Annotated in this window: 5 protein-coding genes and 1 pseudogene; all 6 read right to left on the bottom strand. The window is 39.8% G+C overall.

The annotated features are described in order from the left end of the window. Window positions 1-100 precede the first annotated feature (100 nt). The 6 genes and pseudogenes from ACMX3D_RS27380 to ACMX3D_RS27355 all read right to left on the bottom strand — a co-directional run bounded on the left by ACMX3D_RS27380 (window position 101) and on the right by ACMX3D_RS27355 (window position 13,533). Window positions 101-2,413: an NACHT domain-containing protein gene (locus ACMX3D_RS27380; RefSeq protein ID WP_482748920.1), complete on the bottom strand. Its 2,313-nt coding sequence runs from the start codon at window positions 2,411-2,413 to the stop codon at window positions 101-103. Window positions 2,414-2,687: 274 nt separating this feature from the next. After that, window positions 2,688-3,887 (bottom strand): hybrid sensor histidine kinase/response regulator, encoded by a 1,200-nt coding sequence (locus tag ACMX3D_RS27375; RefSeq protein ID WP_482748919.1) that lies wholly within the window; start codon window positions 3,885-3,887, stop codon window positions 2,688-2,690. 201 nt (window positions 3,888-4,088) lie between these two features. Continuing rightward, window positions 4,089-5,300, bottom strand: a complete 1,212-nt coding sequence (locus ACMX3D_RS27370; RefSeq protein ID WP_482748918.1) for an EAL domain-containing response regulator — start codon at window positions 5,298-5,300, stop codon at window positions 4,089-4,091. Next, window positions 5,293-8,661, bottom strand: a complete 3,369-nt coding sequence (locus ACMX3D_RS27365) for a PAS domain S-box protein (protein WP_482752441.1) — start codon at window positions 8,659-8,661, stop codon at window positions 5,293-5,295. Before ACMX3D_RS27365 ends, ACMX3D_RS27370 begins: the two co-directional genes overlap by 8 nt. 144 nt (window positions 8,662-8,805) lie before the next feature. Further along, window positions 8,806-10,401, bottom strand: a pseudogene (locus tag ACMX3D_RS27360) (PAS domain S-box protein); the annotation flags it as partial. A gap of 420 nt (window positions 10,402-10,821) precedes the next feature. Beyond that, entirely contained in the window at window positions 10,822-13,533 is a 2,712-nt protein-coding gene (locus tag ACMX3D_RS27355; protein WP_482748917.1) for a family 10 glycosylhydrolase, read from the bottom strand. Between the last annotated feature and the right edge of the window lie 7 nt (window positions 13,534-13,540).

Raw genomic sequence — 13,540 nt, 5'->3', positions numbered from 1 at the left:
AGTTATACACAACTTTTGTAGTCTAGACGAGAGCTTGATTTTTGCCGCCTGTCTCTAGTTTGATTTTATCAGCGGTTGTCTGCTGCCATCTGCGGTTAATTTAATCTAATTTTTCTGGTAAAAATAAAGTCGTCTCTAGATAATTCCGTAAATTAGGAGAAATATCAGCCGCACTGTTGAGACAATCTAAAAGTAATTTAGTAGCATCCCAGTACTGCTGTATATCCTGCAAATCTTGTTGATTGAACTGCCAATTATGACCAATTTGGCGAGTAGTAATCATCAAATTTCTTAATGCTTCTGTCCAATTTTCGCCATTTCCTTGCCACCAAATTTTTAAAACATCTCTACCTAGGCTTGGAGAAGGTAGCTGATTTTTTAGTTCTTGTAATGAGGTTTGTAAACTTGGTTCATTTGCCAACAAATGCTTGAGGTCAAGGGCTAAACTCAAAGCGGAAAATCTTGGTAAAAAAATCTCAGCAGTTATACCTAAACTAACAGTCAACCCATGAATCAGGGCTAAATCTAGTGCCAAATCTTCTGCTAAATTTCCTGCAAGCTGATGATCTAAAAGTATGGCTAGTTCTTGATTGTGAGCTAAAGTATATTCTGAAGGTAGGGCAATAGTAAAGTAAAATGCACGCACACTAGCGGCATGATAACAGGTATTAACTGCGGCAGATTTTTTCTCTAACCAAGTTAGAAAATTATGTAATTTTGAATTTTGTGTGGCTAAGTTATCAATTTTTTTCTTCATTGATGTTAAAAATTCATCAGCAGCTTTTAACATACCTACACTCAATAAGAAAACTTCTCGCCAACTTTTTTCACTCAAGTGATTCATCAATTCTGGCAGTGTTTGAGTATTGATGCTAGAGACTATTTCTCTAGCAGTGAGATATTGTTGCAAACTGAGATGAGAAAAAGCATAAATGCCTCGCGCTTTTTGGATTAATAATCCATGTTGGGCTTCAATTGCTTTTAACACGGATACACTTTCTAGTTCTAAAGCGGCAGCATCACTGGGTGTATTGAGATGGTGAGTAAGGTAATTAGTAATCAGTTGACATAGATTAGCTTCAGACTGAAAGTAATTGTTTTGCGTAAAGGTGATTGCAGCTATATGACTCAGCAATTTAATTTTGTGCAACAAGGATAAATCAGGATAAATTTCATTTCTTTTAATACCTCTGGCTTCATCCCAACGGATTAGTAGTATATCCAGTATTTGTTTATAAAATTCAGCACGGTTCACCGGGAAATCTTCGGTACATTGAAATACTAAGCAAATAAAATTGAGTAAAAGTGGCGTAGCTGCTAAATCTAAAATTGGTAGATTTTCGATTAATTCCAACTTCTGCACAAACCGACTGGCTAAGTCTTGTGCTGTGGCTGGAGGATGCTTAGCAACTGTGCGAAACCACTTTTGGGCAAAGTTGGCTATTTGCGGTTTCCGAAAATCTGCAATTTCTACTTCAGTAAAGCCATGAAATTGATAATTTTGCGCCCCTAGCCGACAAGTAATAATTATTTTATTTTTGTAGTATTTCTCAGTAAATTGACGAATTTTGTTGATAATTTTATCAGAATCATTACCAACTACTTCATCTAAGCCATCTAATAAAATTAAAGCTCTCCCATGAGTAAAGACTGTCATTAATTCTTGTTCATGAATACCAAAATTCATGAACGATTCATGCAGATATTGATATAGACTCATTTGATGATGTCCTTGAATATCTTCTGCAAAGTCTTTTAACCGGACGAAGATTGGTAAATAATCAGGCTGAAATAGCCCTAGATTACAATTATTGGCGATCGCTTGCAAAAATGTAGTTTTACCCGAACCTGGCTTGCCTAGTACCATCAGTTTGGTATATTTGCTGACTGCTTCCACTCCCGAAACTCTAGTTGGAGGCGAGTCAGCTACACCCAAGCCATGATTTTCATTTACCCATACCTTGGGTAAATTGTTAATTACTAGCCATCTACGACTAGTAATTTCTTCCAGGATTTCAACATCAATATAAATATCGCTGAATTGGATCGGTTGAGCAACATCCAAGATTTGCACAGTACCACACTGGACTTGAATGTGTTCCTGATAAACAGACCGCAGTTTTTGTACTACTGTCTCAATCTCTAGTGAAATATCTCCAGGGATGTCTGACCAACCAGATTCATCATCGGGGAAAGGTTGGACAATTTCTGAAATGTCGAGTTCAAGGGCAAAGCAAATGTCGTTGAACACATGGCGGTCTATCCGCTTCCCAGTGAAAAACTTCCAAATGGCTTGGCGAGTCTCTAAACCTACCTCAGCTGCTAGATATTCTTGTGTCCAGCCTTTGCGCTTAAAGGCTTGTTTTGCTTTTTTGATACCTTCAGCTGATGCTTGGAGCGATCGCTTTGCCATACTCTACCACCACAATTATGTATAAAAATGCTTGTTTGTATACAACTTATACAAGTTATACGCTAAGTTCAACAAAAACCCCAACATCAATTCATACATCGGGTAGACATAATAGTATTCGAGTCAGCCAAATCTACATACCCAACTAGCTGAAGGCATTGCCCAGACAAGCTAACGCTTTTTGAGCGATGCCCAAGCTTTTATTAAGTGCTGAGTTAAAAATTTTAAGTGCTAAGTAAAATAGTGTAGACAGTTCATGATGGTTATTTCAGCCTTACCCTTCACTTTTAACTTGTCTACTAGCTAAGTCTTCGGTCACTTTTAGCTTTGTGTTGATTGGTAACGACACATAAGGTATACCATTACTCGTAGATGCTTCCTGAACGCTACACGGAAGAGTAACGGTGACAATCGTTTTTTCGTAGGGTTTACTTTCGACTTTGAGTGAACCACCGTGTAATTCTGCTAATCTTTTGGCGATAATTAAGCCTAATCCTGAGCCTTGTTGTTCGTGGAGTTTACGCTCAAATTGCCGATAAGCACCTAACTCTGCAATTTGGTCGGCGCTCATACCTCGGCCGCGATCGCTAAAAGATAAACTCAAAGTATTATTAGTAGCCTTAGCTGTAATTTTAATCGGTGAACCACAAGGCGAGAATTTTAAAGCGTTATCAAATAATTCTTCAAATATTTTAGTCAGCTTTTTTGCAGAAATATTTACATAACACGGGAAAAAATCTAATTGAATGTCTGCTTCTCTGCCAGCATTTTTGGCTATTTCAGCAACTAAATTAGTGAGTTCCCGTGTGGGAAACTCCGTTGACTGGCTTTGAATTTCTTGGACACGCTGCGGGTCTGTAGCAATAATTTCTATTTCTGCATATAGCAAAAATTTTTGAATTAAATGGAATAACCTTTGACTTGATTGGTAAATGAATTCTGCCATTTCTTTGATAGATTGTGCATCTAGCAACTCACTTTCTTCCATCAAAATTTGTGAGAAGCCTAAGATGCCATTTAAGGGCGTTCGCAATTCGTGGGGCAGTGACAGAGTAATGCTATTACGCAATTTATCTAATTTTTCTTGAGTTTGTTGATAAATTGCTGTTTGTTTTTCTAATCGACAGGCAATAGCAGCTAATAATTCGGCCCGAGAAAAAGGTTTGATGAGGTAGTCGTCAGCACCTAAATTCATTCCCTTACGGAAGTCATTTTTTTCGGATTTAGCAGTTAAAAAAATTAAAGGAATAATTGCTGTGAGAGGATTTTGACGTAGTTTTTTCAGGACTTCATAACCGTCTAATTCTGGCATCATCACATCGCAAATTACCAAGTCGGGAATTTCGGCTTGTGCTAACTGTAAACCAATGTAACCATTTTCAGCAGTGATAACGTTAAAATTTTCAGCAGAAAGTAGATCTGCAAGATTTTGCCGTACATTTATATCATCTTCAATAACCAAAATTTTATTCATAATATTTGATTGAATGTAAATAAATATAAAATTTAAAAAATATAGTTTAGATAAATTTTATAAATTAAGATATTTTATAAGACTTGAATATTAGCACCCGATTTACTCCTAATTAATCACTTGAATTATATAGTTAGAATTCCTGAGGAAATACAAAAATTTCATGTAGTCAAAAACCTTTATGTTAAAATTTACATAAATTTATATATATAAATGTCTATTACTCCACAAAAAGTTTTCAAATTCTGCTGCTGGTAATGGACGACTAAATAAAAAACCTTGCATAGAATCACAGTGATAATGACGCAAAAAATGCAATTCTTCTTCTGTTTCCACCCCTTCAGCAACTACTCGCATATTTAAGTTATGAGCCATTTCAATTAAAGCTTTGGTGATTGCAGATTTTTGATTATCTCTGCCTACATTATGAATAAAATAACGGTCTATTTTTAAAGTATTAATTGGTAAGTTTTTGAGATAAATTAGCGAAGAATAACCAGTACCGAAATCATCAATAGCAATTTTTAGCCCTAAGGACTGTAGTTTATTCATAGTAGCGATCGCACTATTGATATCTTGCATGATCATACTTTCAGTAAGTTCTATTTCTAAATATTGTGGCTCTAGTTGATTTTTTTCTAAGTAATCAGTAATTTTTTTGATCAAGTCTGGCTGATGAAATTCAATCACTGATAAGTTAACTGTCATCGTCAAGTAAGAAATGCCGACATCATGCCAAATCTTAATTTGTTGACAAACATTTTGTAATACCCATTGATCAATAGGTATAATTAAACCTGTAGATTCAGCAATTGGAATGAATTCTGTGGGATTCACCAAACCTAATTCCGGACTTTGCCAACGTAATAAACTTTCCGCTGCGATTATTTGCCCAGAGGCAATATCAACTATCGGTTGATAATAAACTTCAAATTCTTGAAATTTTTGTTGTTGAACAACTCGTTGCAAACTAATTTCTAATAACTGAGTTTTCGGTGATATAGGTTTAGTTACTATCTGATTAGACAAATATTTTTTTAAAGTAGCCTGCCTTTCTAGACGGTTCATAATGGCACTTAATAACTCAGCCCGCGTAAACGGCTTAGTGAGATAGTCATCTGCACCCATATCCATACCTTGGCGGAAATCAGATTTAGCAGATTTAGCCGTCAGAAAAATAAATGGAATTGTGGCAGTTGATGGGTCTTGCCGTAATGCACTCAAGACTCCATAACCATCAACTTCCGGCATCATCATGTCGCATAAAATTAAGTCTGGAGCCTCAGTAAATGCTAAATCTACACCTATCCTGCCATTAGCAGCAGCAACCGTCTCAAAATCCTCTGCCTCTAGCAAATCTAAAAGGTTTTCCCTCACTGATTCTTCGTCTTCAATCACCAAAATCTTAACCATTTTCTTCCTCGATTTGCATTGCGTTATTTAATGGCAGAGTTACAGTAAAGGTGGTACCAACTCCCAGCGCACTGGTAACAGCAATGTTACCTTTGTGTATATCTATACACTTTTTGACAATTGCCAGCCCTAATCCAGTTCCTAGGATATTTCCCACATTCCTAGCGCGGTGAAAAGACTCAAACAAATGTGGTAAGTCTTCTGGAGGAATGCCAATTCCTCGGTCTTGTATTTCTAATACTGCTTGTCCATTTTCACAAGTAAGTTTGACGTTAACAGTACTTCCTTCCAGAGAATATTTAATCGCATTCGAGAGTAAATTATTCAGAATATGTCCTAGTAATTTATCATCCATACAGCATGAGATGGATGAATATTGACTAGTAAAAGAAATTAAGCAGCGGTGATTTTGATTAATTTGCGCTTCTTCAATGATATGAGAACAATAGGTAACCAAATCAAAAGTAGTAGGTTTGTAGTCAAGTTTTCCTGCTTCTGCCTTACCAATAACTAAAACATCATTTAACATTTCATTTATGCGTTTCACTGCTGCTTGAATCCGGTGCAGATGAGTAATTTGTTTTTCTTCCGGCCATTTATAACGATAATGTTCCAGTAACTCTGAAGAAGAAAGAATCGTACTCAGCGGTGTGCGAAATTCATGGGAAGTCATGGAAACAAAGCGAGATTTCAGTTCGTTGAGTTCTTTTTCTTTCTCTAAAGCTACTCTGAGTTCGTGTTCTAGTTGCTTGCGTTCTGTAATATCTGCCAAGTAACCAACTAGTTCTACTGGGTTTCCGGCATCATCTTGGACTAGTTTACCTTGGTCGGATACCCAGCGGTAAGTCCCATTTCTGTGGAGAAAGCGGTATTCTAAGCTGTAATGTTCTTGCTGCAAAATTTTGCCGAGTTCGTCCAACACATTCAGTACATCTTCTGGGTGGATATGGCTAGTCCAAAAGCTGGCATCTTCTGTAAAATCTTGTGGTTGATAACCAGTGATGGTGCTAATGTTGTCGCTGACAAAGGTAGCGCCCAAATCTTCGCCAACTTTACTAGTGTAGATAACAGCAGGACTGGATGAGAGTAGGTATTGTAATCGCTGTTGACTAACCAGTAAGGCTGTTTCTGTTTGTTTACGCTCAGTAATATCTGTTTGAATACCAATGTAATGAGTGAGTACACCATCAGCATCATACACAGGTGAAATATTGAGTTCGTTCCACCACAGACTGCCATTTTTACGGTAATTCCGCAGAGTTACAGTGCAAACTCTGCCGACTTGCATGGCCGCACTCAGTTCTTGTAAACCAGATTGTTCGATGTCTGCACGTTGGAACAACCGAAAGCTTGTCCCGATGACTTCGGCTGCACTGTAGCCTGTCATACGTTCAAAGGCCGGATTAACATAAATAATAGGGCCGTTGGGAATGCTGGCATCTGCAATGATAATGCCATTACTGCTGGCGGCGATCGCGCGATCGCGCAATCTTAAACTCTCTTCTGCTTGTTTACGGGGTGTAATATCAGTATGAATACCAACAAACCCCGTAATTCTACCAGTTGGATCTTTAATGGCATTAGCACGTAAATAAACTTGTAAAAGCCGACCATTACTGGTTTTCATTGTCACTTCGCCACACCATGACTCACCACTTTGAATAGCGGCTATTACTTTGTTGAACTCTGCTGTGTGTTTGAAGATACTAACGGCTGCCCCAGCAGCCTGAAATTCTGCTAAAGTGTACCCATAGATTTCCGTAAACCCTGAATTAACGTAAGTCACTTTACCTGTAGTGTCTGCCATGCAGATAGCATCACTGGTACTATCGATGGCTTTATGAAAGCGAATCAAAGACTCTTCGGCTAATTTGCGATCAGTAATATCTGTGGAAATACCACAGACAGCATAAGGCACACCATTAGCATCTTTTAAGGGAAACTTAACAGAAAAGTAGGTATGTAACCCATCTTCAAAGGGGACAACTTCTTCAACTTTGATGGCAATACCATTAGCAATTACCTGACGGTTATTGCTCACAAACCCATCGGCAATCTCTTGACTCCACAAATCATACATGCTTTTACCGATGAGTTGCTCTTGATTCATGTTGAGAAGTTGTTCAATATAACGATTAACCAAGACAAATCTATTCTCACTATCTACTACATAAATCGCTGCCGCAGAGTGATCTAAAATTGCCTGTAGTTGCTGTTGAGTGTCTCGTAATGTAGTCTCAGCTTGTTTGCGTTCAGTAATGTCTCGATTTGTACCCCGATAGCCCATGAATTTGCCATCTTGATCAAAGATTGGCACACCACTGGTTTCTAAAAGTACCAAATGTCCATCCTGATGAACTTGGATGTTTTCTAAGCATTGAAATGGTTGTGGTGCTGCCAAAATTGCAGCAAAACCTGGAGCTAGGGTTTCATGTAATTCTGGTGGCATGAAATCAAGGGGCGTTTTCCCTAACACTGCTTCTGGTTCGTAGCCCAAAATATCGCGGATTTTGGGGCTGACGTAAGTATAAGCACAGTTTTGGTCAACTTCCCAGATGATATCGTAGCTAGATTCAACTAAGTTGCGGAAACGTTGTTCGCTATGTTTTAGTGCAAGTTCAGCTGTAACACGGTCATGAATGTCAGTATTTGTAGCAAACCAAGCAGTGATTTTACCTTCTTGATCACACCAAGGTATAGCACGCGCTAAATGCCAGCGATAAGTTTGATCAGAACTTCTGAGCCAGCGAAATTCTCCTTCAAATGGTTTACCTGTGGCTAAAGATACTCGCCAATCTGCTAAACACTGGGTTAAATCATCTGGATGTAGCAATTGCTCCCATGCCCAATCACTCAATTGTTCTTGAGTGCAATTAAAATAGTCCAGAGTCCTTTGGTTAACATATTCGATGTTGCCATTAGCATTAGCAATCCACACTTGTTGGGGAATGGATTCTGCCAAGAAGCGAAATCTTTCTTCGCTTTTTTCTAAAGCTTCTCGTGCTTGTTGGCGTTCGGTAATATCTTCAACTGTATCCAGGACACCAACTACATTACCTGCGGTATCATGCAGTGGAATTTTACTAATTTCTAACCAAATTTGTTTACCATTGATTAGTCGTAGAGAGGCAATTAGGTGATATTCAGGTTTATTTATCTGGATGACTCTAGCATCACACTTGCGGTGAAAGTCTGCTTCTGACTTGTCGGAAAGAAAACTATTGGCTGTTTTACCAATAATATCTTCTGGTTTTTCGACACCGATTAATTTAGCAAAGTTACGATTACAACCCAAAATCACAGAATTGCGATCCTTCCAGAGGATGCCTTGGGGAATAGTATCCATGACTAATTGCAACATTTGTTGAGATTGCCGCAATTGCTCTTCTACTATCTGGCGTTCGGCAATTTCAGTTAATAATTGCTGATTTGTCTGCTTTAGGGCAGTGGTGCGTTCAGAAACTCGCTTTTCTAATTCTTGGTTAACTTTTTTAAGTTTAGCTTGTGTTTGCTTCAGTTCGGTAATATCTCGACCTTCGCTAATTAACAGTATGGTTTTGCCTGTTTCATTTTTGAGGGGTTTTAGGGAAAAATCTATGGTGCGAACTGTTTGATTAGCACCAAGAATATCGACTTCGTAACGGATAAATTCACCCCTAGCAGCGATCGCAATTGCTTGTTTTAATTGATTTTGGGTTGCTGGCGAAATCATCCACCATTGGGTTTCCCAAAATAATCTTCCGACAATATCTTGTGGTTGCAGTCCAGCAAATTCGAGTAATGTCTGGTTCGCTTCTAGTAATTTGCCTTCTGGTGTAAGTAAGCCAGAAAATTGAAATGTTCCATTGAAAATGGCATGGAATCGTCTTTCACTTTCGTGCATTGCCGCTTGGGCTTGGATGCGGTCAGTCACATCTACATCTATAGCGACGAAGCGATAAATTTGTCCATGATCATTTTTTACCGGAAAGATGGTGCTAGAAATCCAGCGTTGCTTACCATCGGGGTGAACAATTTTGTATCTTTCAGAAACAGACTGGTCTGTCAACAACTGCTGCACAGATGCAACTACGCGATCGCGGTCTTGGGGATGAATAGCGGCAAAATATGATTGGGGATTTTCGATGAGGCGATCGCGGCTTCTACCCCAAATTTTTTCATAAGCTGGACTCACATAATGCAGTTGCTGCTGATTCGCATCCCAGACATAAAACACATGGGGGAGATTTTCGGTTAATTGTCGGAATATTTCTTCACTCCACTGTAATGCCTCTTCTGCCAGTTTTCGTTCTGTGATGTTGCGATGAATAGCTACAAAGTGAGTGATGCGTTCTTCACAGTCTTTAATGGGAACTAAGTTCATGTCCACCCAATATGTTGAGCCATCCTTGCGATAGCTAAGCAACTCTGTTCTAATGGGTAAGCCAGCTTGCACTGAAGCGAAAAGTTTATTCAGTTGGATAGGACAAGTTTTTTCCCCATGTGAAAACCGGGGTGTTTGACCAATTACTTCCTCCAGGGTGTAACCAGTCATCTGTGTAAATGCCTGATTGGCATAGACTATCCGAGGTTCTATTCTGCCATTGGAGACATAGGCTTCTGTGATTAAAATTGAGTCGTTGGCATTGACTACTGCTGACTCTAATAAACGTAGTCGCTCGGAATTTTCTGCATCTTCAATTCTAGTGTTCTCAATTGTTGAGTTGAGTGCTTGACAAATACTTTCAGGCGTAACCGTACCAATTAGTTGACCTGCTTCATCAACAATTGGCAAAATATTCAATTGATGCTGATGCAACAGTGAAATTACCGTTGTTAAATTTTGAAATTCTGATATCTTCAGTGTAATTACTGAAGTTGGCATTACCTCAGAAATTTTAGTAGTTTTGCAGTCAATACCTGAAGCTAAGAGCTTGACTACATCTTTTGCTGTCAGCCACCCCACTACAGCTGAATCTGACACTACCAAAGCATCGACACCATAATTTGCCATCAGTAAGATTACCTCTGACACAGTTACTTCCGGCTGAACCGTTAGTGGCGAAAAGTTAATCACTGCCTCTAAGCTTTGTAGCCAGAGAAATTGTCGTCGAGTATACATAGATAATCACGATAGCTATCATAAATTAATAGTTATCTCAACTTATGCTATTCCAGTATGTTCTTGGATTTCGGGGGTAAATTAATAATATTATCCTAATGAAAAATACTGTGAGTGTAATGTAAATTTTGTATGAAGAAACACAAAATTAAGTTTTATAAACCCCGCAAGTTAACGGGGTAATGCAGAAAATAAATATACAAAATAATCCATAGTCAAAAAAAAATGGTTATTTGTGCTTTCCTTTACTTGTAAAACTTACGTATAAAACCGAAAAATCAAGAGTTTGGTCAAACAATTTTAGATTTTGGATTTTAGATGTTAGATTGACCCTTCGACTACGTTCAGTAACCCCCTGCGGTCTATTTGTAGAGAACTTAAAGTGAAAGGGTATTACAATCTTTGTGCCTAAGTCATGAGTTACTTACGTAATTGCGATCGCCTTTCACCATAACGTAATAGTCTTTCGATTGTTGCCAGCCGATTTTCCCAAACTTTGACTTGATAAGGGTTATTTGTGGCAGCTTCGCGCATCCAAATGCGAAATTGCGACTGGAATCGAGTTAAAGAAGCTTTTGCTGTCAGTAATTTACTTGGAGAAGGTGAAGCAGCCAGTTGATTTAAAGCTTTTTCTAAAACTTCTATCTGGTTGTTAAAATCAACTGTTTTGATGGTAGGTATTTGCAGTTGCTCATTTTGGATGACAAACTGCCATTCCCGTTTCAACAATTCATAACGAACAACGGCAGTTTTAAAAGGCTGACGCAGAGGAATCGGTTCATTAGCAACAGGTTGTACGTTACCTTGAGTACTAGTAAAGATTTTCAGCAAATCGCTGTTAAAATTCTCAGCAGCAAAGAGTGCGTAACCACTAGCTTGCAAGTCTCTAATCAGTTGTAATTGGTCAAATGCTGCCAAATTCGGTAAAGACAGCAACCGAATTCCTGGTATTAATAAAGTCGAACCCAACTGAGAAGAAGCTATCCAAGGTTGGGCGAGGCGTTGGAAACGAGCTGTATCTTGAGCGTAAGTCATGGGGACAATCACATCTATATCTCCGCGCCTTGCCCAAACTTCCCAGTGTTGTTGTAATTTCTGAATACGTTCTCGTTCTGGTAAAGGAAATACCGCCACTGACAAAATCAAATTCTCCCGCTTTTGGCGCAACATTTTGGAGACATCGGCCACAAAGCTATCAACTTGCTGGGTACGAAATTCTGTCCACTTTTGCCATAATTCTCCTTGGCTAGGTGAAATAGTCAAAGGATCAACACCAGTCAACTGTTGAAATTGCGCTCTTGCGGCTTTGCCATAGCCGTAAGTCCGACCTGCGAACGGATCTTGAAAGGGATAGCGAATGTAATCTAGCTGTAAACCATCTACTTGATATTTGGTGACAATTTCTTCAAACAGCTTCAGGAGATATTGTCGCAATTGGGGGTTAGCTGGATCAAAAAACGGTTTGGTTTGACCAGGAGGAATTGTATTGCCTTTGTTATCGTAGTTTGCCCAATCAGGATGAGCCGCCAGTACTGCCCCTGGGTAATCAGGATGAACATTAATGATTTGGTTGTGGCGTTGGTTCCCGGCGGCAAAAGTCCACACCCAGGCGTGTAACTCCATACCTCGCTCATGAGCTAATTTCACCGCAACAGCTAAAGGATCCCAGCCACGAATTAAGGGGTTTTGTTGTGGTGCAACTTGACTGGGGTAAATGGGATAACTGGCGTTGAGCGTTTCAAAAAAAACGGTGTTAATTCCAGACTGTGCCAAGCGGTCAAAAAGTTCGGCTAATTTTTTCTCACCACCAGATCTGACAATTGTGCCTCTATCTAACCAGACTGCGCGAATTTCCGCTGGGGCTAAGCGGCGATTGATCGGAAAATGTTTCCATAAATTCGTTCTGGTTGCTAACCACTGCTGACGCACCAGGGCATAGTTTTTATTGGCTACTAGCTGGGGAATACTTTTCGCTACTAGCTGTGCCTGGGCAATAGCTTGTTCTTTACTGGTGCTAGATAATCCTGGTCTAGTGGAGGCGACGCGTGTTTCTTCTTCTTTGAGAGACTGGGGGTTGCTGGTAATGGCTGCATCAGTATTAGCAGCATAAACTGAGGCAGCTAAATGGGCGCTTTCTACCCGACTAATCAAATTTTCTAACTCTTGCTGGAGTGCGATCGCTTCTTTTTCGTCAATTGGCTGATTGGAGTTGGGTTCCACATTCCAACGCACTGTTTGTTCCAGTTGATCAATCGCCTCTTGGGGAGATGAACGGGGGGTGCGCTGAACTATTTGAGGCTGGGGTACGACGGTCGTCATCAAAGATGGGGAAGGTGCAGAATTAGGGGAAGCTGTAGCAATTGTCGTTGAGCAAGTTGAGTTAGCCCCAGGAATTTTCTGCTGGCCTCCGGATGGTGCTGTCAGGTAGCGGTTAATGGCAGCTTTTAACCAAGCATTATCTAACTCGAATGTTGAGGCGGCATCGTTTCCCCAGCGCCAGCCTAATAAGGTAGACCATTCAGTGCTGACGACGGCGGCTGGATGATCTTGGGCATTCCAGACTGCGGTGGCTTGGCTAGTTCCCCCATCAGGAATAATCACACCGCCACGTACTTGCCCAAACAGTTCGCTTTGGTTAGCCCATCCCTGGGGCTTAGTTTTGGCTGGTTTGAGTTGTTGTGTCTCATCCAAACCAAATCCCCAATAACTGCCGAGGAGCGATCGCAATAACTGCCGTACTCCCGGTGCTGATAAACTACCAAAAGGGCCACTGGCGATGATTTTGCCACCTTTGCTCACCCATTGTTCTAACGCGATCGCTTGGGCTGGTGTTAATGTCTCGACGTTGGGCAAAAATAAGACGCGGCGATCGCCCCAATCGGCAGTACTTCTCACAGCCGCTAAGGGAATTACGCAATAATTGACTCCAATAGCTTGCAAGCGCTTAGTAATTCCTGTCCATTGTTGCTTGTTTTCTGTACTCTGGACTACGCTCAATACAGGTTCTTCATTGGCCGCCTGGACTGGTAAGATATTAAAACTAGTTAAACAATTAACAACAAAAAAGTTAAAACTAAAAATGAAGAATCCAGATTTTTTGGTGACTTTGATTGCAGTTCCCTGATTCTTCACTTTTAAC

The organism is Anabaena sp. TISTR 8404 (genome assembly GCF_056847745.1).
This window is presented reverse-complemented; position numbering and strand designations above follow the sequence as displayed.